Origin of the sequence: Burkholderia sp. MSMB0856 (assembly GCF_001524645.2) — a bacterium.
Taxonomy (GTDB): Bacteria; Pseudomonadota; Gammaproteobacteria; order Burkholderiales; family Burkholderiaceae; genus Burkholderia; species Burkholderia diffusa.
On record NZ_CP013428.1, the window covers coordinates 231,019 to 254,416 of the forward strand.

A 23,398-nucleotide genomic window follows, 5' to 3' on the forward strand; every position below is an offset into this window, starting at 1 on the left:
CGGCTGCATCACAGGAGACGAACGTGACGAACGATCTTCATGACGACGGCGATACGCGGCTGACCGAGCAGGTTGTCGCCAGCTTCGACGATACGCCGAACCCGCGCTTGCGCGTGCTGATGCAGAGCCTCGTGCGGCATCTGCATGCGTTCGTCCGCGAGACGGAGCTGACCGAGGCCGAGTGGATGGCCGCGATTCGCTTCCTGACCGAAACCGGGCAGATGTGCGACGACGTCGTGCGTCAGGAATTCATCCTGCTGTCGGACACGCTGGGCGTGTCGATGCTGGTCGACGCGATCAACCATCGCTTCGCCACCGGCGCGACGGAAACGACCGTATTCGGCCCGTTCTACATCGAAGGCATGCCCGAGCGCGCGTATGGCGAGAACATGGCGTTCACGCCCGGCACACCCGTCGTCGTGCACGGCCGCGTGCTCGCCACCGATGGCGCGCCGGTGCGCGGCGCCGTGCTCGACGTGTGGCAGACCGCGGAGAACGGCATGTATTCCGGGCAGGACAAGGCGCAGCCGCACGGCAATCTGCGCGGCCGCTACCGGACCGACGCCGAAGGCCGTTATGCGATCACGACGATCCTGCCGGTCAGCTACCCGATTCCGACCGACGGCCCGGTCGGGAAGATGCTCGACGCGACCGGCCGTCATCCGTGGCGGCCCGCGCATCTGCATTTCATGATCGACGCGCCGGGCTATCGCAAGCTCGTCACGCATCTGTTCGACGAGGAGGACGCGTATCTGAAATCGGATGCCGTCTTCGGCGTGAAGCCGTCGCTGATGGTTGCCTATCGTCCGCGTGCGGCGGGCGATGAACTCGCGCGCCGCGTCGGCTTGACGGGCGCATATCGCGAAGCGACATACGACTTCGTGCTCGACCGGAGTTGACCGACATGGCGCGATTCTTTGCAGTGTTTGCGACGGACCAGCCCGGGATGCGCGACGTGCGCGACCGCGTGCGGTCCACGCATCGGACCTACCTGCGCTCCGCCGCGCAGCACGGTGTGTATGTGCGGCTCGGCGGACCGACGCTCGATCCGCAGGGCGATGCGATGAACGGCACGCTGCTCGTCGTCGAGGCGGACGACATCGATGCGGTGATGCAGTTCGTCGGCAACGATCCATACGTGAAGGAGGGGCTGTTCTCGCGGGTGGAGGTTCGACCGTGGGACTGGAGCCTCGGCAATCCTGAGCGGAGAGCGTGAGTCATGGGTGCCGCGCAACTCTGCCGCTTCTCCGATGTGCCGGACGGTGGGGCACGGGTCGTCGACGAAGCGTGCATTGGGCGTCCCGTCATCGTCGTGCGGCGCGGGGAGCAGGTGTGGGCGTATGTGAATCGTTGCCCGCATTTCTCGGTTCCGCTCGATTTCGTGCCGGGCAACATTTCCTGCTACCGGTCCCAGGTGCTGATGTGCGCGCATCACAGCGCGCTGTTCAGGTTCGACGATGGCGTGTGCATCGACGGACCGTGTTCGGGCGCCGGGCTGGAAGCCGTGACTGTCGAGGTCGATTCGGCGGCCTGGGTGATTTGTCGGGGCGCTTGATTCGGAAGGTCGGATTGCTCAACGGAAGTCGGGACGCGCTGTAATCGCATTGTGCGGGATGAAATCGGGAATGAGCGGGATTTCATTCGTTCTGTTAAATCAGTAAAGCTAATCAAATACGAGTCTTTCCGACCCGGATGAATGCGAAGCCGGGCCGGGGGAGTCGTTGTTTCACGAAGCATCGGGCGAGACCCGCGAGACAGTGGGCGGCCGGTTCGCATTGACAGAAAAAAGACGGAGACACAATGAAACTAAGGTTTGGAGCAGTCGCGATGCTTGTCATCGCGCAGGGTGCGTACGCGCAGAGCAGCGTGACGCTGTTCGGATTGATCGACAGCGGCATCTCGTATGTCAGCAACGAGGGCGGCGGGAAGAACGTCAAGTTCGACGACGGCATCTTCACGCCGAACCTGTTCGGCTTGCGCGGAACGGAAGATCTCGGTGGCGGATATCGCGCGACGTTCGCGCTCGTGAACCAGTTCTCGATGGCGAACGGCAGCATCATCGGGACCGGAATCTTCGGGCGCAACGCATACGTGGGCATCGAGAGCGACCGGTTCGGCGGCATCAGGCTGGGAAATCAGTATGACTTCATGGTGGATTCCCTGTTTGCGAAGGGGAACGCGATCTCGATGGATCTCACGGGGTTGTACGGGTTCAGGAATGGCCCGTTCCAGCGTCTCGCGCTGCCGGGCAATCCGACCGGCGCATTCGACTGGGACCGCATGGCAGGCAGCAAGCCGGTCGCGAATTCGGTCAAGTACAGCTCGCCGACGATCGCCGGGTTTTCCGGGGGCGTGATGTATGCGTTCGGCGGCGTGGCCGGTTCCGTCGGTGCGGACAATACCGTGAGTGTCGGGCTGAACTACGAAGTCGGAGCGTTCGGTATCGGTGCGGCCTATACGAACGAGAAGTATGGTCCGGCGCCGGGTACGCCGTCGACCAGTGTGCGCAACTGGGGCGTCGGGATGCACTACGACTTCGGCGCGATCAGTGCAAAGGCGCTGCTGACGACCGTACGCAATTCGTTCAACGACGCAGGCGTGTGGATGGCCGAAGCAGGCGGCGTGTGGCGCATCAGGCCGGACGTCTTTCTCGGCGCGAAGTACATGTACATGAAGGGCAACGAAGCCGTGAACGACAACCATGCGCATCAGGTCAGCGTCGCGTTTCAGTACCTGTTGTCGAAACGGACGATGGTTTACGTGTCCGCGGATTATCAACGCGCGAACAGCGGCGCGAACGCGCAGATCAACGGCGTGCTCGATCCGAACGGGGCGTCGAGCTCGGCGAGCCAGGCCGTCGCGCGCGTCGGGGTGCATACGATGTTTTGACGGGGCGCCGGGCGGAACTTGCGTCAAGGTCCGCCCCCGCGCACCGGACTACCTCGCGGCGGACGCTGCCTCCTTGGCCTTGTCCTGCTCCGCCGCGAGTGCCGCATCTGCCGCCTGCGCGCGCTGGATGGCCGGGCGCGCGAGCACGCGATCGATATAGGCGCGAATGCGCGGCGTCTCGGGCACGAGCTTGAACATCGTGGTCCAGTTCAGTGCGGAGCCCCACAGCACATCCGCGGCCGTGAAGCGCTCGCCCAGTAGCCAGGGCCCCTTTGCCAGTTGCGTATCGATCGCGTTGATGACGGTGTCGAAGTCGCCGTACGGCGATGTCGAATAGGCCGCGGGCGGACGATTCATCGAGCGGTCGACGATGGCCGGCTCGAAGCACGAACCATAGAACGTCATCCAGCGCAGGTACGGGCCGCGCAGTGAATCGCCGGGCGCAGGCGACAGGCCGGCTTCCGGATACAGTTCCGCCGCATACATGTAGACGGCGGGCTGTTCGGTCACGATCGCGTCGCCGTGACGTAGCGCGGGCACCTTGCCCATCGGGTTGAGGCGCAGATATTCGGCGTCATGATGTTTACCCGCGGAGAGGTCGAACGCGTGCAGTTCGTAGTCGGCGCTCAGTTCCTCGAGCAGCATCCGCGCGCCGGCCGATCGGCTGCGCGGGGAGTGGTACAGGGTCAGGTGACGGTCTTGCGACATCGCGGGCTCCGGTATGCGTTCGGGACAAATATGGAAATGTAGGACGGCCGCGCGGCTTCGTCTTGGAAAAATCCGCTGCGGCGGTGCATCATCATGCGGTCATCTCAACGGTTCGTCACCATGGCCGACTTGCGTAACGTGACCGAGACGCCCAAAGGCATCGTCGGCCCGAAAGCCTTCAATCAGCGCTTCCGCCTGAATCGCTATTACCCGTGTGCCGAACTGGCCGGGGTGCTGGATCACCACTGGATCGTCGAATGGGATCTGCGCGACCAGCCGCCGTACGTGCAGCGCACGCTGCCGTATCCGTGCGTGAATCTGGTGTTCGATCGACGCCGGACGGGAATCTTCGGAGTGGTGTCGGGGGCGTTCGAGACGACGCTGGCCGGCGCCGGCAGGGTGATCGGCTTGCGCTTTCGGCCGGGGGCGTTTCGGGCGTTCTTCGGCAAGCCGGTGCATTTGTCGACCGACAAGGTGCTGCCGGTGTCGACGCTGCTCGATTGCGGCGATGCGGAAGCCGAAGACGCCGTGCTCGGGGCCGAAGATGATGCCGGGATGGTGGCCGCCACGGAGGCGTTGCTGTTGCGGGTGCTGCCGCCGGCCGATCCGCAGGTCGAGCGCATTCATGGCATCTTGCAGATGCTGCAGCAGGACCTCGGGCTCACGCAGGTGCGCGATCTGGCCGAGCGCGCAGGGTTGAGCGAGCGCACGCTGCAGCAACTCTTTTCCAACCATGTGGGCGTGACGCCGAAGTGGGTGATCTGCCGTTATCGCCTGCATGAGGCCGCGGACAAACTCGCCGGCGGCGAGCCGGTCGATCTCGCGGAACTGGCTCATTCGTTGGGGTATTTCGACCAGGCGCATTTCACGCGCGATTTTCGGAAGCTGGTGGGGAAGGCGCCGGCGGAATATCGGCGGGAGGATGGTCGGGATGAGGGTGCCGACTCCTGATCGGCGACCGCACCATGGGTCATTTCACACCGTGGATGCGTTGCCGGTCATTCCGCCCTATAGTGCTCGTCGTTGACCGATCTGCCAGAAAATCAGGAGTTCGTCGTGCCGCACAGGAAATCCAAGTTGGGTCGCTCGAAATTCGCGTGGGCCGTCGCCGTGGCGGTGATGCTGGCGCCAGTGGCGGCGCATGCACAGGCGGCGTCTGCTGTCGACGGCTCGACGCGCAACGCGCCCGCTGTCGGTCAAGACACGTCGCACGTACGGCCGATTGTCGGCGACGATCCGGTTGCCATCCGGGATGCGCTGAAGAAGCAGCACTTCAGCGCCGCCGCACCTTCCTTGAGTGCACGGGTTCGCGGCCTCGTCTCCAACGCGACCGACCGGCACGGCCCGAATCCCGACCTGGCGCCCATCAATCTCGATCGTGACGTGACATTCGTGGTGCCGGTGCGGTATGGGCTGAGGTATCAGTCGCAGCGGCACCTGTTGACGCTGGACGTCGACCTGTTCGACGCGGAGCGCGACGACCGGACGCGCATCCTGCTCAGAAAGGTCACGACGGGGCCACGAGGGCGAGGGCTCGTGATCGCACCCGAAGCGAAGGCAAAAGGATATATCCAGCAGGTCGACATCATCGAGCTCGAGTCCGGGCAAGGGAAGAAGAGCACGGTTCGCAGCCGCATGCGGATTTCGCCTGCCGTGTACGCCCAGGCGCATGGCGACTTCGCGCTCGTTTTGTCGGGGCGCCTGGTTCGGCCTTACCTGACCGAACAAACCGAGCATGCCGATCCGAGCATCGAGGAGCCGACGGACATTACGACCCGGATCTCCAGGTTGCACATGGATCTCCAATCCATCTCGCTGGTGAGCCCGTCGAGTGGGGTTGTGTTGTCGAAGAAGCTGAGTTTGTCGAAGTAGCGATTTTCTTGGGCGGGGCGGTGATGCTGATCCGATGCCGGTTTGCCCGGACCCTCACTCCACCGTCACCGATTTAGCAAGATTCCTCGGCTTATCGATATCCGTTCCCCTTGCCAACGCCGCGTGATAAGCCAGCAACTGCATCGGCACCGTATGCAGAATCGGCGAAAGCGGCCCGTAGTACTCGTTGAGCCGAATCACCTCGATCCCTTCACTCGGCACCAACCCGCAGTCCACATCGGCGAACACGAAAAGCCTGCCGTTCCGCGCACTGACCTCGTGCATGTTCGACCGGAGCTTTTCGAGCAGCACGTCATTTGGCGCCACCGCGATCACCGGCATTTCATTACTGACCAACGCCAGCGGCCCATGCTTCAACTCCCCGGCAGGATAAGCCTCCGCGTGGATATACGAAATCTCCTTCATCTTCAGCGCGCCTTCGAGCGCAATCGGATAATGCATCCCGCGTCCGAGAAACAGCATGTTGTCGCGTCGCGCGAGCAGCTCCGACCAGCCCATGATCTGCGGTTCCAGCGCGAGCACCTTCGACATCGCATCGGGCAGATGCCGCAGCGCACGCAGATGCGCCTTCTCGTCGTCATCGCTCAACCGCCCGCGCACCTGCGCCAGTGACAAAGTCAGCAAGAACAACGCCACGAGCTGCGTCGTGAAAGCCTTCGTCGAAGCCACGCCGATCTCGATTCCCGCACGCGTGACGAACTGCAGCGCGCATTCGCGCATCAGCGCACTCGTCGCGACGTTGCAGATCGCGAGCGTATGCATCATCCCGCGCTGCTTCGCGACATGCACGGCGCCGAGCACGTCGGCCGTCTCGCCGCTCTGCGACACCGCGACGACCAGCGTGCGCGGATTCGGGACGCTGTCGCGATAGCGAAACTCGCTCGCGATCTCGACGCTCGCCGGCAGCTTCGCGATGCTCTCGATCCAGTATTTCGCGGTCAGCGCCGCGTGATAACTACCGCCGCACGCGAGCAGCAACACCGAATCGACATCGTTGAACACGCGCCACGCGCCGTCGCCGAACAACTCGGGCATGATCGATCCGACATCGAGCAACGTATCGGCCACCGCCTGCGGCTGCTCGAAGATTTCCTTCTGCATGTAGTAGCGATACGCGCCGAGGTCCGCCGCGCCGCTGTGCGCGGCCACGCGCTGCACCGCGCGTTCGACGCGCTGTCCGGCCGCGTCGACGATCCAGTAGCGATGCAGCTGAATATCGGCGACGTCACCATTCTCGAGGTAAGCGATGCGATCGGTGATGCCCGACAACGCGATCGCATCCGACGCCAGGAAATTCTCGCCATCGCCGACACCGACGACGAGCGGCATCCCGTCGCGCGCACCGACGATCCGGTGCGGTTCGTCACGGCACATCACCGCGATCGCATAGCTGCCGCGCAGCCGCGCGACCGCGCGGCGCACCGCGTCGAACAGGTCGCCGTCATACAGGTGGTCGATCAGATGCGCGATCGCTTCGCTGTCGGTCTGGCTCGCGAACACGTAACCGTGCGCCTGCAATTGCGCGCGCAGTTGATCGCAGTTCTCGATGATCCCGTTGTGCGACAGCGCGATGCGCGCGTTGTCGTCGCTCGGCGAGAAATGCGGGTGCGCGTTGAGCGTGACGGGCGCGCCATGCGTTGCCCAGCGCGTATGCGCGATGCCGGTGTAGCCGGACAGCGCGTGCGCGGCGATCTCGCGCTGCAGGTTGGCGACGCGGTCGACGCTGCGCGCCCGTGCCAGCGCACGGTCGCGATAGACCACGACGCCGCACGAGTCGTAACCGCGGTATTCGAGCCGCTTCAGCCCGTCGACGAGGTTCGGCAGGATGTCCCGCTGGGCAACCGCCCCGACAATTCCACACATATCGCGCTCCGTAAATGTCCTGTCTGGACCCGTGACAGCGATGGTAGAAGCGAGTGGATGGAATTAAATTTCAAAATACGCAATAAAATGAAACAGACAATAGATCTGATATCGTGTTGAAATTAAATTTCACAACCTTGACCGGAAGGAGTCACCGATGGCCGGCATCACGCTCGACGATCTCGACCTGCGCATTCTCGCGATCCTGCAGGACGACGCATCGGTGTCGAACCTGCAACTCGCCGAGCGCGCGCTGTCGTCGCCGCCGACGTGCATGCGCCGCGTGCGGCGGCTGACGGAAGCGGGCGTGATCCGCCGCCAGGTCGCGGTGCTCGACCCGGTCGCGATCGGCACGGCCGTCACGGCCTTGATCGAGATCAGCCTCGACCGGCAGACGGCGGAAGACTACGACGCGTTCGAGGCTTACGTGTGCGCGGAGCCGGCGGTCACGCAGTGCTACCGCGTGTCGCCGGGGCCGGATTTCGTGGTGGTGGCCGATCTGGCCGACGTCGCCGAATACGACGCATTCGCGCGGCGGCTGTTCACCGGCGCATCGAACGTCCGCAACGTACGGACGTTCTTCTCGACGCATCGCGCGAAGTTCGAGGCGAACGCGCGGGTCACGCATGCGATGCGCAAGCGCGGCGACGACTAGACTGCACGACACACGTCGAACGGTGCACGCGCGACGTCAGAACGCAAGCGTCTGCTGCATCGGATGGCGCTCGCCGCGCGCGAACCCGGCGCCTTCGAGCGACAGCAACGCGCGTTTCCGTTCGATGCCGCCTGCATAACCGGTCAGGCTGCCGGAAGCGCCGATCACGCGATGGCACGGCACCATGATCGACACGGGATTGCGGCCGACCGCGCCGCCGACGGCGCGCGCGGCGCTCATCGGCAGCCCGACGCGTTCGGTGATGTCACCGTACGACACGAGCTCGCCGAACGGAATCGCGAGCAATTCCTTCCACACGCTGCGCTGAAACGCGGTGCCGCGCAGATGAATCGGCACCGAGAAGGTTTCGCGCGTGCCGGTGAAATATTCGGCGACTTCGTCGGCAACCTTGCGCGCGAGCGGCGACGCGTTGCGTGCATCCGCATCCGGTGCGATCGCCAGCGACGGATAGTATTTCTGGCCGACGAAGAAGAGGCCCGTCAGGGCGTCGTCCTCGATACGGATGGCGATGTCGCCCAGCGGGCTCGGAATCAGATGAGCGGGAGTCATCGCGAAGCGTCTCCATGAAGGCGCCACACATGCAGTGCGGCATATGCGCGCCACGGTGCCCAGCGCGACGCATGCGGCGCGGATGATGCGATGCTGCGCGGACGCTCGGCGGCGGCGGCGGCGGCGGCGGCGGCGGCGCGCGGTGCAAGCCACGCGTCGTCCGCGGGGAACGCGTTCGGCCAGGCCATCGCACGCATCGCGACATACTGCACCGCGCGTTCGTCGAAGCCGGGCAGCGCGCGCACCGCATCGAGCGTCGCGTCGAGCGGCGCCATCGGTTCGAGCGCGAGCGTGCCGTCGGCGACTGCACGCGCCAGCGACACGATCGCCCGCGCCGCGTCACGTGTCACGCCGATGGCTTCGAGCGCCGCCGGCGGCACCGTCGCCAGCGTCGCGGCGGAAGGCAGCGCGTGCGTGAGCCCCGGCGGCGCGTGGTCCACCGGCGTGCCGAAGCGCTCGGACACCCGCGCCAGCACCGCACCCGCCTGTGTCTGCGCCAATCGTTCGCCCGCGATCGCACGCATCGCGATCTCGAGCCCGTCGAACGCGCCGGGCACGCGCAGGCCGGGCGAGCCGTCCGCGAGTTCGCCCAGATGCGCGTCGATCACGTCCGGGCGGCTGTCGAGATCGAACAGCCGCCGCACGCGCGCGAGCACGGCCGGGACGACGGGCGTGAGCGCGGGCGACACGGTCACCGCGAGCGCGAACCGCTGCGGCACGTGCGTGACGGACAGCCAGCCCGTCACCTGGGCGTCGCCGTGCCCGTTCGGCAGTGCGACGACGCGCGCATAGCCGTGCGCATCGATCCGCTCGACGCCGTCGATCTGGCGCTGCGCGAGAAAGCGCATCAACTCGGGCCATGCGAACGGCGGCCGATACGGTAGCGGGAAGGTCATGTCGCCATTGGCGGATGCGCCGGCGCCCTTGCGCAGGCGCAGCGGATTGAGGCCGTAGCGCTGGCGGAACAGATCGTTGAAGCGTCGCACGCTGCCGAACCCGGCAGTCGACGCAACCACGGCCACCGGCAGCGCGGTATCGGTCAGGAGGCGCTTGGCCATCAGCAGCCGGTGCGTCTGCGCGAATTCGACCGGCGACACGCCGAACTGCGTGGCGAAGATTCGGCGCAGATGGCGCTCGGTCACGCCGACTCGCCGCGCGAGCGCATCGACGGAGTGCTCGTTCAGGAAACCGTCCTCGATCAGCGACGCGCCCGCGTCGGCGAGATTGCCGGACAGGTCGAGCAGCCCGTGGCCCGGCGCGAGCTCGGGCCGGCACCGCATGCACGGCCGAAAGCCGGCTTTCTCCGCCGCGGCGGCGGTCGGGTAATAGCTGCAGTTGCGCGCCTTCGGCGGCTTCACCGGGCAAACGGGGCGGCAATACACGCCCGTCGTCGACACACCGACGAAGAACCAGCCGTCGAAGCGGCGGTTCCGCGAAAGCAGGGCGTCGTAGCAGGTGTCTGGATCGAGGTGCATGAGACGACTGTAAACCATCCGCTCCGCCGATTCTGGCTGGAATCGGACATGTGTCTCGACGCGCCGGCTCGCGTCATGCCCCCGTTTCGAACGCAGGAAAGTCCCGAAAAAACGGTTAATGCCACTCTGCGGAACAGTCATCTCTTTTTGCGTGGCTGGATTTGAGATGACTCATCGAAATCCCCGACTGACACGGCACCGGGCCAAGCCCTATGCTTTGAAAAACGTTTTCCAGAACTCGACGGACGAGCGGCCGGCCACGCAAAAGGCGGGCCGCTCGTCCGCCCCGGCGCCCGTCGCCGGTCACGGACAGACAACATCCAGCGGCGCGACGGGCGCGGCCGCGCATCGGAGACACTCATGCAATCTGCCGTCGTCGGCGCGGTGCGCGCGGCCGCCAGCCGCTACCGCTGGACCGTCTGTGCGCTGCTGTTCTTCGCGACCGTCATCAACTACATGGATCGACAGATCCTCGGCCTGCTCGCGCCGATGCTCCAGCACGACATCGGCTGGAGCCAGGTGCAGTACGGCCGCATCGTGATGGCGTTTTCCGCGTTCTACGCGATCGGCCTGCTCGGCTTCGGGCGCATCGTCGACTGGCTCGGCACGCGCATCTCCTATGCGGTCGCGATGCTGGTGTGGAGCATCGCGGCAATGCTGCACGCGGCGGTCGGCTCCGTGATGGGCTTCGCGGCCGTGCGTGCGCTGCTCGGGATCGGCGAGGGCGGCAACTTCCCGGCCGCGATCAAGACGACGGCCGAATGGTTTCCGCGTCGCGAGCGCGCGCTCGCCACCGGCATCTTCAATTCGGGCGCGAACATCGGCGCGGTGTTCGCGCCGGCGATCATCCCGGCGATCGCGGTGGCCTACGGATGGCGCGCGGCGTTCGTGATCATCGGCGCGATCGGCATCGTGTGGCTCGCGGTCTGGCTGGTGATGTATCGCACGGCCGACACGCGCGCGCTCGCCGCGGAATACGACGAGCCGCGCGACGAAGCCGAAGCGCTCGACGCGGCGAACGCGGATGCCGGCGCGCCGCGCTGGGGCGAACTGATCCGTAAGCGCGAAACGTGGGCGTTCCTGATCGGCAAGTTCCTGACCGACCCGGTGTGGTGGTTCTACCTGTTCTGGCTGCCGAAGTGGCTCAACGAGTCGCGCGGGATGGACATGCAGCATATCGGCCTGCCGCTCGTGTGCATCTATGCGCTGACGACGGTCGGCAGCATCGGCGGCGGCTGGCTGTCGTCGATGCTGTTGCGCGCGGGCTGGAGCGTGAACGGCGCGCGCAAGACGGCGATGCTGATCTGCGCGTGCTGCGTGCTGCCGATCGCGTTCGTGACGCAGGTGCAGAGCCTGTGGATCGCGGTGCTGATCGTCGGCCTCGCGGCCGCCGCGCACCAGGGCTGGTCGGCGAACCTGTTCACGACGGCGTCCGACCTGTTCCCGCGCCGCGCGGTCGCGTCGGTGGTCGGCATCGGCGGGATGGCCGGTTCGATCGGCGGCGTGCTGTTCTCGGAAGTGATCGGCCAGGTGCTGCAACGCACGGGCCATTACTGGGTGCTGTTCGCGATCGGCGCGCTGGCCTATCTGCTCGCGCTGGCGGTCATGCACATGCTCACGCCGAAGATGAAGCCCGCGAAGCTCGACGCTTGATCGCATGCCGGAAAACGAACGCGCCGCCCCGGAGGCGGCGCGTTTTCATTTGCGATGGACGGAGGCGACGCGACGACGAAGAGGCGCCAGGCGGCGGACGCGACCGCGCTTCAACCGGCCGCGGCCGTCGACGCACGCATGATCAGCCGCGGCTCGAACGTCGAATAGCTCGCGTCGGTGCGCCCGGCGAGCGCGTCGATCAGCTTCTGCATCGCGAGTTCGCCCATGTTCTCGCTCTGGATGTCGATGGTGGTCAGCGCGGGCGCCGCGTATGCGCCGTACGGCACGTTGTCGACGCCGGCGACGGACACGTCCTGCGGCAGCCGGAACCCGAGCGACGCGGCTTCCTTCATGAAGCCGAGCGCGATCAGGTCGTTGTAGCAGATCACGGCCTGCGGGCGGTGCGGCCCGAGCATCACGCGCGAGCATGCGCGCTCGCCGGCCTCGGCGGTCGGCGCATGCGCGTCGTGCACGTCGAGCGTAAGCCCCGCTTCGGCGAGACAGTCGCGCGCGCCCTGGATCCGTTCGTCGTTCACGCGCGCGGTGCCGAAACCGAGGTACGCGATGCGCGTATGGCCGAGATTGAGCAGGTGACGCGCGAGCATGTAGGTGGCGAGCCGGTTGTCGATGCCGACGCTCGGAATCGGCAGGCCGGGGCTGCGACGCAGCAGCACGAGCGGCTTGTGCAGGTCGAGCATCCAGCCGGCCTGGTCGTCGGGCATCCGCGTGCTGACGATCAGCCCGTCGACGCGTTGCGCGAGCGCCTCGATCAGCGAGCGTTCGCGCGCCTGGTTCTCTTCGGTATCGACGAGCAGCAGCGTGTAGTCGTGTTGAAGCGCGACGCGGTTCGCGCCCTTGACGACGTTCGTGAAGTGCGGGTTGCTGATGTCGAGGATCACGAGGCCGATGGTGCGCGTGCGCCCGGTGATCATCGAGCGCGCGAGCGGGTTCGAACGGTAGCCGAGCCGCTCGATCGCTTCCTTGAGCCGCGCTTCGACGGTCGGCGAAAAGCGCTGCGTGCCGTTCACATACTTGGATACCGTCGCGACCGACACACCGGCTTCCGCCGCCACGTCGCGGATCGTCGGGGAAACTTTTTTCATCGGAAGGGTAACGTTTTCGTTCGATTGCACCGGATTGTGGCAGAAAAAGCCGGCGTCCGGCCGCCGACCGATATCGGGAAAGTGCGGATGACTGCGAGCGGATTCGACCATTGACGGTCGGCTTTTGTCCCGCGTATAGTTGGAAAACGTTTTCCGGTTCCGCCTGATTCCACCCGGTTTCGGGCGACGTCCAGGACACTTCAGAACAGATTCAAGGAGATTCGATGAACGCCACATCCACCGGCGCACGCAAGCCGTTCGGGCGCCTGCTGCTGACCGGCGCGGCCGGCAACCTTGGCCGTCAAGTGCGCGGCGCGCTGGCGAACTGGGCCGACGTCGTGCGCGTGAGCGACATCGCCGCGCTCGACGACGCGGCCCCGCATGAAGAAATCCGGGTCGTCGATCTGGCGGACCGACCGGCGGTGATGGCGCTCGTCGACGGCGTCGACGCGATCGTCCACCTCGGCGGCATTTCGGTCGACGCGCCGTTCGACGATCTCGTCGATGCGAACATCACCGGCACGTACAACCTGTACGAGGCCGCGCGCAAGCACGGCGTGAAGCGCGTCGTGTTCGCGAGCTCGAACCATGCGATCGGTTTTCATCCGGTCACGGAAGTGCTCGACGCCGATTCGCCGCAGCGTCCGGACAGCCTGTATGGCGTGACGAAGTGCTTCGGCGAGTCGCTGTCGCGCTACTACTTCGACCGCTTCGGGATCGAGACGGTGTGCCTGCGGATCGGCTCGTCGTTCGAGGCGCCGAAGAATCCGCGCATGCTGGTGACGTTCCTCAGCTATCGCGACTTCATCGAGCTCGTGCGCTGCTCGCTGCTGACGAACCGCGTCGGGCACGCGATCGTCTACGGCGTGTCGGACAACCCGGTGAAATGGTGGGACAACACGAAGACCGGCTTCCTCGGCTACCGGCCGCAGGACAGCTCCGAGCAGTTCGCCGGGCTGTTCCCGGTGACGGCGCCGACCGCCGAGTACGACGATCCCGCGCAGCGCTACCAGGGCGGCGGTTTCGTCGTCGGCGAGCCGATGGAGCGCAACGCGAAGTAAGCATCGCGGGCGCCGCCGGCGTCGCGGATCAGCGCAGGATGTCCGTCGCGTTGTGCCGTTCGTCCACGCCGTCGATCAGGCTCAACGGGCCGCTCGCGTGCCGCGCGACCCACTCACGCGCGCTTGCGGATCGGCCGCGGGTGCGGCACGGTTGCCGGCGCCGATTCCAGCTCGGCCGCTTCCTTGCACAGCTTGTCGAGCATGCGTTGCGCGGCGCCCGCGCAATCCTCGCCGGCGGGCTTGTTCGCGATCTCGTCGATCAGCGCCTGCAGGTTGCGCCGGTTCTGCGCGAGCCGCTGTTCGAGCAGCGCGATTTCGTCGACCTTGTGCCGCAACGCCTGCAACAGTTCGTCGCGCGGCCACGCGCCGAGATCGGGCGGCAGCACCGCGCGGATCTCGTCGAGCGCGAAGCCCGCGCGCTGCGCGCGGTCGATGATCGCGAGCCGTGTCAGCGCTTCCGGCCCGTATTCCCGATAACCGTTCGCCTGCCGGCGCGCCGGCTCGAGCAGGCCGCTCGCTTCGTAGAAGCGAATGCGCGACGCCGCGATGCCGCTGGTTCGCGCCAGCTCGCCGATCTTCATCGTTGTGCTCCAGAGGGGCTTGACCTTGAAGCTGACTTTAAAGTTATGGTTGGGCATCGTCAATCGAGGATGTCCACCATGAACCTGTTTGCGCCCCTCACGCTGCCCAATGGCGCGGTGATCCCGAACCGGCTCGCCAAGGCCGCGATGGAAGAGAACATGGCCGATGCGGACCACGCGCCGTCCGACGCGTTGCTGCGCCTGTACCAGGCGTGGGCGGACGGCCGGGCAGGCCTGATCCTGACCGGCAACGTGATGGTGGACGGCCGCGCGATGACGGGGCCGAACGGCGTCGTGCTCGACAGCGACGCGCATCTCGACCGCTTCCGGCGCTGGGCGCAGGTCGCGCGCTCCGGCGGCGCGCACGCGTGGATGCAGATCAACCACCCGGGGCGCCAGATGCAGGCGGCGCTCGGCCAGACGACGCTCGCGCCGTCGGCCGTGCCGCTCGCGCTCGGCGTGCTGTCGAAGCAGTTCCCGGTGCCGAAGGAGATGACGGAAGCCGACATCGTCGACGTGCGGCAGCGCTTCGTGCGCGCCGCGCAGCTCGCCGAGCAGAGCGGCTTCACCGGCGTGCAGATCCACGCGGCGCACGGCTATCTGCTGAGCCAGTTCCTGTCCCCGCTGACGAACCGCCGGCAGGATGCGTGGGGCGGCAGCATCGAGCATCGCGCGCGGCTGCTGCTCGACATCGTGCGCGAGGTGCGCGCGACCGTGTCGCCGGCGTTCGTCGTGTCGGTCAAGCTGAATTCGGCCGACTTCCAGCGCGGCGGCTTCAGTGCGGACGATGCGAAGCGCGTCGTCGAACTGCTGAATCCGCTCGGCGTCGACCTCGTCGAGTTGTCGGGCGGCAGCTACGAAGTGCCCGCGATGCAGGGCGAGGCGCGCGACGGACGCACGCTGGCCCGCGAAGCGTATTTCCTCGAATTCGCGCGGGACATCACGGCCGTCGCGGCCATGCCGCTGATGGTCACGGGCGGGATCCGGCGCCGCGCGGTGGCCGAGCAGGTGGTCGCCAGCGGCGTGGCGATGGTCGGCATCGCGACCGCGCTGTCGATCGAGCCGAACCTGCCGCGCGACTGGCAGGCCGGCAAGGACAGCGCGCCGGCGCTGCAGCCGATCCGCTGGAAGAACAAGGCGCTGGGTGCGCTGGCGAACATGGCCGTCGTGAAGTTTCAGCTCGCGCGGTTGAGTGTCGGGCGGCGCACGCACCCGGGCGTGTCGCCGCTGCGCGCGCTGGTGTCGCAGCAACTCGCCGCGCAGTGCCAGACGCGGCGTTACCGCAAGTGGATGGCGGGGCGGGCGGCGCGCTAGCCGCGAAGGCGCGGCGTCGGGCTGCCCGATGCCCGCTCACACCGGATACGCATCGTCGACCTTCAGGTTCGCGAGCCGGAACAGCGTGCGCAGCGTCTGCGGATGAATGTCGCGGTGCGCGGCGAGCGACGTCAGCATGAAGTCGAGGACCTTCGCATAGCGCAACAGCACGAGGCAGCGCGCGAGATCCGCGTTGCCGCCGCGCATGCCTTCCGCGTAGTTGACCATCTGGGTCGACAGCGTGCGTGCCATCTCGAGTTCCATCTGCTGTTTTTCCGTCCATTCGGGCTGCGGCTGTTCGAGCAGTTTCGCGAGAAAGATCTGGAACGACGTATCGGATGAGTTGGGCAGCGCATCCATGAAGAGCCTCATAACTTGCGTGGATCGTTCGGGCGTGTCCGATGGAGGCCCCGATCCGGGTTCATGTCCGCGCCGATCGGCGGCGCGATTGTCATCCGATGGGAATGCAGGTTCCGTACCAGCCCCGCGATCGAAGTGTTGAGCAATGTTGACGCGGGGCGCGGCGGCGGTCACCGCGTCCCGCCGATACTGGCTTTCACGAAAAATCGAGAAGGGCGTCCATACGCCGTGTGCGATCGCGAGCGGCAGCGCGGCAGGGGCCGGACGAATGAAATGCTTCATCGATGTAACGTAACGCCGGGCTGAAACGGGCCGTGTGTTTCGTCGACGAACCGGGGGAATGTCGTGTCGCGCGTGTGCCGGTGCCGCTCCGGGCGTCGGCCCGAGGTCGGGACGGTCTCGCGCGGCGAGCCGCGGCGTCACCCACCTCACGACGAACGCTCGCGACGCATGCGCCGGATGTTTCATATCCGAGACGTCTCGTTCGCCGCATGCCGGATGCGTGCGCAACCTGTGTCGCGCGCGCCGCCCAACTGGCCCAGCGAATAACCGGAGAACTGTCCATGGGCAGCCGCGCCGTGTTTGCGAACAATCACCGCATCATCTCCGCGAGGTTCGATATGAGCGTCCACGCCTTCTTCTCGGCCAATCTGCTGCTGGCCTACACGGCCTATTTCGTCGGTACGGCCAGCCCCGGCCCGAGCAATCTCGCGATCATGTCGGTCGCCGCGAACCACGGCCGCAAGGCGGCGCTCGTGTTCGCGCTCGGCGTCATCTCGGGCTCGATGTTCTGGGCGACGGTGGCCGCGCTGGGCGTGTCGGCCGCGCTGCTCGCATGGTCGCAACTGCTGGTCGCGATCAAGCTGTTCGGCGGCGTGTACCTGCTGTGGCTCGCGTTCAAGTCGGGCCGCACCGCGTGGTCGGCCAAGGCGGCGGCCACGCCGAAGGCGACGGCAGACCGGAAGCTGTCGCGCTTCTACGTGCGCGGCGCGATGCTGCATCTGACGAATCCGAAAGCGATCCTGGTGTGGGTGTCGATCGTCGCGTTGTCGTCGAACGGCGCGGGCGCGTCGCACGGCGCGGTCGTGCCGGGCTGCATCGCGATCGGATGCCTGGTGTTCGGCGGCTATGCGCTGGTGTTCTCGACGGACGGCGCACGCCGGCTATACGTGCGCGGCCGCCGCGCGATGGAAGCGTGTCTCGCCGTGGTCTTCGGCGTGGCGGGGATCCGGTTGCTGGCGTCGAACGTTTGAATCGTGTGAAACGTGTGAGCGGACAGCCCGCACGCGTGCAACCAGACGAGCGATCCGCCGCGCGAACACGCGGCGGATCGGCTTCGGCGCTTCAGAAAATGAAGCCGGTGTTGACGAACTTCGAGTAGTGATCCGACACGATCGAATCGAGCAGCTGCTTGCTGCCGTCGGTCTGCTTCGCCGCGACCATCGAGCGGATCGAGAACGCGCGCAGCGCGTCGGTCACCGACAGCGTGCCTTCCGCCGAATCCTTGCGCCCCGCGAACGGGAACACGTCCGGCCCGCGCTGGCACTGGCAGTTGATGTTCACGCGGCACACCTGGTTCACGAGCGGATCGACGAGCGCGCCGATCTGCGCCGGATCGGAACCGAAGATGCTGACCTGCTGGCCGTGCTCCGACGTCGTCACGTAGTCGAGCGCGGTTTCCACGTCGTCGAACGGCGCGACCGGAATGATCGGGCCGAACTGTTCCTCGCGATACAGCTTCATCCCTTCGGACACCGGATACACGACGGCCGGGTAGAACAGCGTCTTGCTGAATTCGCCGCCCGAATGGTTGACGACCTGCGCGCCCCTGGCCTTCGCGTCGTCGATCGCGTCGGTCATGTATGCGGTGCGATGCATGCCCGGCAGCGGCGTGATGCTGACGCCTTTCTCCCACGGCATGCCGATCTTCAACTGTTCGAGCGCGGCGGTGAAGCGCTTCAGGAACTCGTCGACAATCGAGCGATGCACGAGCAGCATCTTCAGCGCGGTACAGCGCTGGCCGTTGAACGACAGCGCGCCGAGCAGGCATTCCTTCACGGTGAGATCGAGATCGGCGTCGGGCAGCACGATCGCCGCGTTCTTCGCATCGAGGCCGAGGATCGCGCGCAGGCGGTGCGACTTCGGATGCTGCTTCTTCAGGTGATCGGCGACCTTGCTCGAGCCGATCAGCGCGAGCACGTTGATCTTGCCCGACGCGAGCATGTGCGGCACGACCACCGTGCCCGGCGCGTAGATCGTGTTGATCACGCCTTTCGGGAACGCGTCGCGGAACGCCTCGAGCAGCGGCTCGAACAGCAGCGTGCCGTACTGGGGCGGCTTGAACACCACGGTGTTGCCCATCAGCAGCGCGGGGATCAGCGTCGCGAAGGTCTCGTTCAGCGGATAGTTGTACGGCCCCATGCACAGCACGACGCCGAGCGGCGTGCGGCGGATCTGGCCGATCGTGCCTTCCGCGATCACGAAGCGCGAGTTCGCGTTGTCGAGCTCCTTCAGCGCGTCGATCGTCTGCGTCATGTACGTGACGGTGCGGTCGAACTCCTTCTGCGAATCGGCGAGGCTCTTGCCGATCTCCCACATGATCAGGTTCACGACCAGCTCGCGCTGCGCGACCATCCGCTTGATGAAGTCCTGCATGCACGCGATGCGCTGCTCGACCTTCATCGTCGGCCACTCGCCGCGGCCCGAGTCGTACGCGCGCACCGCGGCGTCGAGCGCCGCATCGCTTTCCGTCTCGCCCATCACCGGATAGCTGCCGATTTCCATCTGCGCGACGCTGCCGTCCGGCTGGCGCACGCACACGGGCGACAGCACGGTCTTGGTCGCGCCGTCCCACGGGCGCAACTCGCCGTCGACCAGCGACACGCGCTGGTGGATCGGCGCGGCGAGCCGAAACTCGGCGGGGATGTCTTGATAGGCGGGAAACAGCTGCTGCAGGGAGGCGGAATCGGGCATGACGGTCTCGTTTGACGGGGTGTCCGGGAAGGACGGGCGATGCGGAATCCTGAGCTGAACGATCCTCGATCCTGAATCGGCATCATGACGCGCGGACGAAGCGGCGTCACGTGGCGTCACGCGACGGCGTGGCCGAAACGCGGAATGGAACCAGTTCCATTTAAAAGGAACGCCGAACCGATTGCAAGATTTGCCGAATGCGATTGCACGACGCGTAAGCGATTTGAAGGAATGTGTCCGAATGGCGGGTATAAGCGGCGTAGAGCGTGCGCAAACGTTTCACTTCGGCCGGATTGGGCGGATAATGGCCCGACGCGGCGAAGAAAAAATTGCCCCGGAACCTGAGAGAAAACATACGCAGTGAAGAAAAGAGAGAAGGTCCGCCGCGCTGCCGAAGCGAGGTCGGCTGCCCGGAGCGCCGGGTCGGGGTTGCCCGGCTCGGCGCGCACCGGACTTTGAATGCGTCCCGCCTGCTTGGCCCGATCCTTCGTGATCCTCTTCAGCGTTCCTTCCCCGCCGCAGTCTCCCCGAGTCCACCTTTTTTCATAGCGGCTACCGCACGTTGCGGCTGATTGAGTCCTTTCGTTTTGATGCGAGCCAAGCGGCTCGATAGCGCAAAACAGAAAGGCATTCGTCAGGAATGTGAGGCGCGAATGCGCGTTCGCGTTGCGGGCAGGCGACACGCCGAAAATTAACTAAAAACACGAATCATTCTCGTTTATTATTTCGCCTCATTACGAGCCGTGATGACACGTTACGGCTTTTTTCGTGCCGGTCGTGCCGCCCGGCAGGCACGACGGGGCGGTCCTCCGCGCGCGTCGTCTTCCTGAAGGAACGGGCTTCGTCGGTCGATTCGCCACGCGAGTCGCGCGCTGGCCGGACACGTTCCCGTTCGCCGTTTTTATTCGACACCTCTACGTTCACGATGAAACTCAACAAGAGCGCCCGTCATGCGCTTCTGATCGCCACGGCGCTGGCTGGCGCCCGCACTTCGTTTGCCCAGGCGAGCGATGCCGCCGCGACCCTGCCCGCGATCTCCGTCAACGCGGCCGCCGACCACGCGTCGTATGACGGTGGCCGCTCGCGCGCCGCGACCAAGACCGACATGTCGCTGATGGACGTGCCGCAGACGGTGAACGTTGTCCCGCACGCGGTGATCGAGGACCAGAACGCCACGTCGATGCAGGATGCGCTGCGCAACGTGCCGGGCGTCGGCTTCTCGGTGGGTGACGGCCAGCGCGACCAGATCACGATCCGCGGCTTCAACAGCATTACAGACCAGTACGTCGACGGCATTCGCGACGATGCGCTGTACTACCGCGACCTGTCGAACGTCGATCGCGTCGAGGTGCTGAAGGGGCCGGCTGCCGTGCTGTACGGGCGCGGCTCGGCGGGCGGTATCGTGAACCGCGTGCTGAAGCGGCCGCAGGCGAACCCGGTGAACGACGTGGGCGTGACGCTCGGCACGCGCGGCGAGCGGCGCGGCGAATTCGACCTCGGCTGGAATGCGAACGACGCCGCACGCTTTCGCCTTACCGGCGCAGCCGAAAACTCGAACAGCTTCCGCGACCAGTTTCAGCTCAACCGGCAGGCGATCGCGCCGTCCGCGCAGTTCAAGCTCGACAGCGACACGGTGCTGAACGTCGAATTCGACTATCTGCACGATCGCCGTACGTCGGACCAGGGGCTGCCAGCGTACCGCGGCCGGCCCGTCGATGTGCCGATCAACACGTATTTCGGTTCGGCCGATGGGGGGAACAGCTCATACAACGACATCTCCGCGAAGAGCGCGACGGTGTCGCTCGATCATCGCATCAGCGATTCGTTGTCGTTTCACGGCGCGATCCGTGCGTACGACTTCTCGCTCGAACGCAAGAACTACGTGACGTTCGAGCCGATCAGGACGTCCGCGCATCCGGTCGTCACGCTCGACCAGTCGACGCGCCAGCGCACCGACCACGGCATCGACGGGCTGTTTGAGCTCACGCAGAAGACATCGCTGTTCGGCATGCGTCACGAGCTGCTGTACGGGCTCGAACTCTCGCAGCAGCAGAAATTCGACACGGTCTACAGCGTGACGAAGGTCGCGACCTACGATCTCTTCAATCCGCAGCAGGTGGTCCTGCCCGGCGTGCCGACCGGCGCGCCGGCGAAGACGAACGCGTCGACCGTGGTCGGGCTCACGGGCGTCTACGCGCAGGACCTGATCTCGCTGACCGAACACTGGAAGGTGCTCGCGGGCCTGCGCTTCGACTACCTGAGCCAGATCCGGCATGACTACACGTCGTCGAACGTCAATCTCGACCGGACCGATCACGCGTGGAGCCCGCGCGTCGGCTTGATCTATGAACCGCTCGAATGGCTGACGTTGTACGGCTCGTTCAGCCAGTCGTTCTCGCCGCTGGCCGATACGCTGATCAGTTCCGGCGCGTTCGCGAACGGCGCCGCGCTCGCACCGCAGAAGACCACCGCGTATGAAGTCGGCTCGCGCTTCGACCTTGGCGGCAAGGCGACGGCCAGCGTTGCGCTGTTCGACATGCGCCAGACCAATCAGCAGATCGGCGACCCGGCGAACCCGGGCTATGCGCTGCCGATCGGCACGCAGCACGTGCGCGGGATGGAACTCGGCTTCACCGGCGAGATTACGCCGAAGTGGTCGGTGTATGCGGGTTACGCGTATATGAACGGCACGGTTGACGGCTCCCCGCAATCGACGGCGGCCGGCCTCACGGTGTCGAGCAACACGCCGGGGCTGATGCCTCGCCACAGCGCGAACCTGTGGCTCAAGCGCGAGCTGCCGTACGGCTTCTATGCGGCGGCCGGCATGCAGTTCCAGTCGGCGCGCTATACGTCGGCGAGCGATCTGGTCACGCTGCCGTCGTTTACCGTATTCAACCTGGGGGCCGGCTATCGCAGCAAGAAGGTCGACGTGACGCTCACGCTCGACAATCTGTTCAATCGCCGCTACTTCATCGCCGCGCACGGCAACGCGGACCTGTACAACATGCCCGGCGATCCGCGTACGCTGACCGCCACGGTGAAGTGGCACATGTGACGCACGTCACGCATGTGGTGCGCGACAATGCGGGTCATCGTCGTGATGGCCCGCCCCCCGGCCAGACGGGATATGCCTCTTCGACGGGGGCGCGACACTCGTGATCCGCGATCTGAACACGGCGTGCCCGGGGCTGGAAACGCCTGACAGTGCGCGGCTGGTGAGGGTCGTCGCGGCCGGTGTGCCGGTGCGGCACGCATGCAATGCCGCCGCGCCGTACCGTAAATAGCCGGAAGCGCTGTTACTCGACGTCCTCGTCATCTTCCGCGTCGCCGTCATCCTCCTCCTCCCGACCCGGCGCCGCATACGCGCTCGCCTGCTCCAGCAACCACGCACGGAACGATTCCAGCGGCTTGCTGTGACTGAACTCCGTCGGATACACGAGGTAGTACGCCGAATCGCCGACCGTCGCCGCGTCGCACGGCACGACGAGGCCGAGCTGCTGCAACTGTTCCTCGACGAAGAACTTCGGCACCAGCGCGATCCCGAGCCCTGCCGCGGCCGCGCTGATCAGCATCGTGTGCAGCTCGTAGCGCACGCCCTGCATCGTGCGGATGTCCTCGACGCCATGCGTCTCGAACCACTGCGCCCAAGCGCCGGGACGCGTGGTCGAGTGCAGCAGCGGATACGCGAGCAGATCCTCCACGCGCTCGACCGGCCCGTCGAGCAGCGCGGGCGAGCAGATCGGCACGACTTCCTCGCCGAACAGGTAGTCGGACGACGTGCCGGGCCAGGTCGGCTTGCCGTAGTGGATCGCGGCCTCGAAGTGCGTGTCCTCGAACGAGAACAGGTCGGTGCGGCTGCCCATGTTCACGCGCACGTCCGGCGTGCGGTCGTAGAAGCTCTTGATGCGTGGGATCAGCCAGTGCGACGCGAAGGTCGGCAGCACCGCGAGCTCCAGATAGCCGCCGCCGCTGCCGTGCGCGATGATCGACAGCGTGTCGCGATCGAGCGCCTCCAGCGCGCGCCGCACCTGCGTGCCGTACAGCTTGCCGGCGCGCGTCAGCACGACGCGCTGCTTCACGCGCGCGAACAGCCGCACGCCGAGGCTCGCCTCGAGTGTCGCGATCTGCCGCGATACCGCGCTTTCGGTCAGGAACAGCTCCTTGGCCGCGTGCGTGAAGCTCTCGTGGCGCGCCGCGGCTTCGAAAGCCACGAGCGCACCCATGTTGGGGATCTTGAATTTGCGCATGATGCTCGTTTTGTCTGACGAACGGACCCGCTCGCGGCGGGCCGGAGGACGAA

General features: G+C 65.9%; 21 protein-coding genes. 12 read left to right on the plus strand and 9 right to left on the minus strand.

Going from position 1 to position 23,398, the window contains the following annotated elements:
• Positions 1-23 precede the first annotated feature (23 nt).
• From WS87_RS18630 to WS87_RS18645, 4 genes are all read left to right on the plus strand, one after another.
• The gene (locus WS87_RS18630) at positions 24-899 is read left to right on the plus strand and encodes an intradiol ring-cleavage dioxygenase (RefSeq protein ID WP_059819740.1); all 876 of its coding nucleotides are present in this window, start codon (positions 24-26) and stop codon (positions 897-899) included.
• A gap of 5 nt (positions 900-904) precedes the next feature.
• Entirely contained in the window at positions 905-1,216 is a 312-nt protein-coding gene (locus tag WS87_RS18635) for a YciI family protein (protein WP_059532344.1), read from the plus strand.
• A gap of 3 nt (positions 1,217-1,219) precedes the next feature.
• Entirely contained in the window at positions 1,220-1,555 is a 336-nt protein-coding gene (locus tag WS87_RS18640; protein ID WP_059819730.1) for a Rieske (2Fe-2S) protein, read from the plus strand.
• Between the two features lie 245 nt (positions 1,556-1,800).
• The gene (locus tag WS87_RS18645; protein WP_059819729.1) at positions 1,801-2,889 is read left to right on the plus strand and encodes a porin; all 1,089 of its coding nucleotides are present in this window, start codon (positions 1,801-1,803) and stop codon (positions 2,887-2,889) included.
• A gap of 48 nt (positions 2,890-2,937) precedes the next feature.
• Here WS87_RS18645 and WS87_RS18650 read toward each other — a convergent pair whose 3' ends face one another.
• On the minus strand, positions 2,938-3,597 hold the full coding sequence (locus WS87_RS18650; protein WP_059819728.1) for a glutathione S-transferase family protein: 660 nt from the start codon (positions 3,595-3,597) through the stop codon (positions 2,938-2,940).
• Between the two features lie 120 nt (positions 3,598-3,717).
• Here WS87_RS18650 and WS87_RS18655 point away from each other — a divergent pair, with 120 nt between their 5' ends.
• Positions 3,718-4,548: an AraC family transcriptional regulator gene (locus WS87_RS18655; protein WP_059819727.1), complete on the plus strand. Its 831-nt coding sequence runs from the start codon at positions 3,718-3,720 to the stop codon at positions 4,546-4,548.
• A 105-nt stretch (positions 4,549-4,653) separates the two neighbouring features.
• Positions 4,654-5,469, plus strand: a complete 816-nt coding sequence (locus WS87_RS18660; RefSeq protein ID WP_059819739.1) for a hypothetical protein — start codon at positions 4,654-4,656, stop codon at positions 5,467-5,469.
• Between the two features lie 54 nt (positions 5,470-5,523).
• On the opposite strand, the gene glmS is transcribed toward WS87_RS18660, so the two are convergent.
• Positions 5,524-7,353, minus strand: a complete 1,830-nt coding sequence (gene glmS / locus WS87_RS18665) for a glutamine--fructose-6-phosphate transaminase (isomerizing) (protein ID WP_059702917.1) — start codon at positions 7,351-7,353, stop codon at positions 5,524-5,526.
• A 157-nt stretch (positions 7,354-7,510) separates the two neighbouring features.
• Between glmS and WS87_RS18670 the strand changes: the two genes are divergently transcribed.
• Positions 7,511-8,008 (plus strand): Lrp/AsnC family transcriptional regulator, encoded by a 498-nt coding sequence (locus tag WS87_RS18670; RefSeq protein ID WP_059532325.1) that lies wholly within the window; start codon positions 7,511-7,513, stop codon positions 8,006-8,008.
• Between the two features lie 36 nt (positions 8,009-8,044).
• On the opposite strand, the gene WS87_RS18675 is transcribed toward WS87_RS18670, so the two are convergent.
• Positions 8,045-8,578: a methylated-DNA--[protein]-cysteine S-methyltransferase gene (locus WS87_RS18675; RefSeq protein ID WP_059819726.1), complete on the minus strand. Its 534-nt coding sequence runs from the start codon at positions 8,576-8,578 to the stop codon at positions 8,045-8,047.
• Positions 8,575-10,071, minus strand: coding sequence for a DNA-3-methyladenine glycosylase 2 family protein (locus WS87_RS18680; protein WP_059819725.1), 1,497 nt, complete (start codon positions 10,069-10,071; stop codon positions 8,575-8,577). Before WS87_RS18680 ends, WS87_RS18675 begins: the two co-directional genes overlap by 4 nt.
• Positions 10,072-10,413: 342 nt before the next feature.
• Between WS87_RS18680 and WS87_RS18685 the strand changes: the two genes are divergently transcribed.
• On the plus strand, positions 10,414-11,706 hold the full coding sequence (locus WS87_RS18685) for an MFS transporter (RefSeq protein ID WP_059819724.1): 1,293 nt from the start codon (positions 10,414-10,416) through the stop codon (positions 11,704-11,706).
• 110 nt (positions 11,707-11,816) lie between these two features.
• On the opposite strand, the gene WS87_RS18690 is transcribed toward WS87_RS18685, so the two are convergent.
• Positions 11,817-12,920, minus strand: a complete 1,104-nt coding sequence (locus tag WS87_RS18690; RefSeq protein ID WP_059690394.1) for a LacI family DNA-binding transcriptional regulator — start codon at positions 12,918-12,920, stop codon at positions 11,817-11,819.
• Between the two features lie 113 nt (positions 12,921-13,033).
• Between WS87_RS18690 and WS87_RS18695 the strand changes: the two genes are divergently transcribed.
• Positions 13,034-13,870: an NAD-dependent epimerase/dehydratase family protein gene (locus WS87_RS18695; RefSeq protein ID WP_059819723.1), complete on the plus strand. Its 837-nt coding sequence runs from the start codon at positions 13,034-13,036 to the stop codon at positions 13,868-13,870.
• 113 nt (positions 13,871-13,983) lie between these two features.
• On the opposite strand, the gene WS87_RS18705 is transcribed toward WS87_RS18695, so the two are convergent.
• Positions 13,984-14,451: a MerR family transcriptional regulator gene (locus WS87_RS18705; RefSeq protein ID WP_059819722.1), complete on the minus strand. Its 468-nt coding sequence runs from the start codon at positions 14,449-14,451 to the stop codon at positions 13,984-13,986.
• Positions 14,452-14,529: 78 nt separating this feature from the next.
• Here WS87_RS18705 and WS87_RS18710 point away from each other — a divergent pair, with 78 nt between their 5' ends.
• Positions 14,530-15,765 carry an NADH:flavin oxidoreductase/NADH oxidase family protein gene (locus tag WS87_RS18710; protein WP_059819721.1) on the plus strand — a complete coding sequence of 412 codons (1,236 nt, stop codon included), beginning with the start codon at positions 14,530-14,532 and terminating at the stop codon, positions 15,763-15,765.
• Between the two features lie 36 nt (positions 15,766-15,801).
• Here WS87_RS18710 and WS87_RS18715 read toward each other — a convergent pair whose 3' ends face one another.
• The gene (locus WS87_RS18715) at positions 15,802-16,125 is read right to left on the minus strand and encodes a hypothetical protein (RefSeq protein ID WP_059466123.1); all 324 of its coding nucleotides are present in this window, start codon (positions 16,123-16,125) and stop codon (positions 15,802-15,804) included.
• 620 nt (positions 16,126-16,745) lie between these two features.
• Here WS87_RS18715 and WS87_RS18720 point away from each other — a divergent pair.
• Complete coding sequence (locus WS87_RS18720) at positions 16,746-17,378, plus strand: LysE family translocator (protein ID WP_059819738.1); 633 nt, start codon at positions 16,746-16,748, stop codon at positions 17,376-17,378.
• A 91-nt stretch (positions 17,379-17,469) separates the two neighbouring features.
• On the opposite strand, the gene WS87_RS18725 is transcribed toward WS87_RS18720, so the two are convergent.
• Positions 17,470-19,098, minus strand: a complete 1,629-nt coding sequence (locus tag WS87_RS18725) for an NADP-dependent glyceraldehyde-3-phosphate dehydrogenase (protein ID WP_059819720.1) — start codon at positions 19,096-19,098, stop codon at positions 17,470-17,472.
• A 925-nt stretch (positions 19,099-20,023) separates the two neighbouring features.
• Between WS87_RS18725 and WS87_RS18730 the strand changes: the two genes are divergently transcribed.
• On the plus strand, positions 20,024-22,153 hold the full coding sequence (locus WS87_RS18730) for a TonB-dependent receptor (RefSeq protein ID WP_059819719.1): 2,130 nt from the start codon (positions 20,024-20,026) through the stop codon (positions 22,151-22,153).
• Positions 22,154-22,394: 241 nt separating this feature from the next.
• On the opposite strand, the gene WS87_RS18740 is transcribed toward WS87_RS18730, so the two are convergent.
• On the minus strand, positions 22,395-23,345 hold the full coding sequence (locus tag WS87_RS18740) for a LysR family transcriptional regulator (protein ID WP_059819718.1): 951 nt from the start codon (positions 23,343-23,345) through the stop codon (positions 22,395-22,397).
• Positions 23,346-23,398 lie beyond the last annotated feature (53 nt).

What these genes read in the sequence shown, in the direction of transcription:
- WS87_RS18635 (WP_059532344.1), top strand. Translation starts at nt 905, where the DNA reads ATGGCGCGATTCTTTGCAGTGTTTGCGACGGACCAGCCCGGGATGCGC.
- WS87_RS18640 (WP_059819730.1), top strand. Translation starts at nt 1,220, where the DNA reads ATGGGTGCCGCGCAACTCTGCCGCTTCTCCGATGTGCCGGACGGTGGG.
- WS87_RS18645 (WP_059819729.1), top strand. Translation starts at nt 1,801, where the DNA reads ATGAAACTAAGGTTTGGAGCAGTCGCGATGCTTGTCATCGCGCAGGGT.
- WS87_RS18650 (WP_059819728.1), bottom strand. Translation starts at nt 3,597, where the DNA reads ATGTCGCAAGACCGTCACCTGACCCTGTACCACTCCCCGCGCAGCCGA.
- WS87_RS18655 (WP_059819727.1), top strand. Translation starts at nt 3,718, where the DNA reads ATGGCCGACTTGCGTAACGTGACCGAGACGCCCAAAGGCATCGTCGGC.
- glmS (WP_059702917.1), bottom strand. Translation starts at nt 7,353, where the DNA reads ATGTGTGGAATTGTCGGGGCGGTTGCCCAGCGGGACATCCTGCCGAAC.
- WS87_RS18670 (WP_059532325.1), top strand. Translation starts at nt 7,511, where the DNA reads ATGGCCGGCATCACGCTCGACGATCTCGACCTGCGCATTCTCGCGATC.
- WS87_RS18675 (WP_059819726.1), bottom strand. Translation starts at nt 8,578, where the DNA reads ATGACTCCCGCTCATCTGATTCCGAGCCCGCTGGGCGACATCGCCATC.
- WS87_RS18680 (WP_059819725.1), bottom strand. Translation starts at nt 10,071, where the DNA reads ATGGTTTACAGTCGTCTCATGCACCTCGATCCAGACACCTGCTACGAC.
- WS87_RS18685 (WP_059819724.1), top strand. Translation starts at nt 10,414, where the DNA reads ATGCAATCTGCCGTCGTCGGCGCGGTGCGCGCGGCCGCCAGCCGCTAC.
- WS87_RS18690 (WP_059690394.1), bottom strand. Translation starts at nt 12,920, where the DNA reads ATGGTCGAATCCGCTCGCAGTCATCCGCACTTTCCCGATATCGGTCGG.
- WS87_RS18695 (WP_059819723.1), top strand. Translation starts at nt 13,034, where the DNA reads ATGAACGCCACATCCACCGGCGCACGCAAGCCGTTCGGGCGCCTGCTG.
- WS87_RS18705 (WP_059819722.1), bottom strand. Translation starts at nt 14,451, where the DNA reads ATGAAGATCGGCGAGCTGGCGCGAACCAGCGGCATCGCGGCGTCGCGC.
- WS87_RS18710 (WP_059819721.1), top strand. Translation starts at nt 14,530, where the DNA reads ATGAACCTGTTTGCGCCCCTCACGCTGCCCAATGGCGCGGTGATCCCG.
- WS87_RS18715 (WP_059466123.1), bottom strand. Translation starts at nt 16,125, where the DNA reads ATGGATGCGCTGCCCAACTCATCCGATACGTCGTTCCAGATCTTTCTC.
- WS87_RS18720 (WP_059819738.1), top strand. Translation starts at nt 16,746, where the DNA reads ATGAGCGTCCACGCCTTCTTCTCGGCCAATCTGCTGCTGGCCTACACG.
- WS87_RS18725 (WP_059819720.1), bottom strand. Translation starts at nt 19,098, where the DNA reads ATGCCCGATTCCGCCTCCCTGCAGCAGCTGTTTCCCGCCTATCAAGAC.
- WS87_RS18730 (WP_059819719.1), top strand. Translation starts at nt 20,024, where the DNA reads ATGAAACTCAACAAGAGCGCCCGTCATGCGCTTCTGATCGCCACGGCG.
- WS87_RS18740 (WP_059819718.1), bottom strand. Translation starts at nt 23,345, where the DNA reads ATGCGCAAATTCAAGATCCCCAACATGGGTGCGCTCGTGGCTTTCGAA.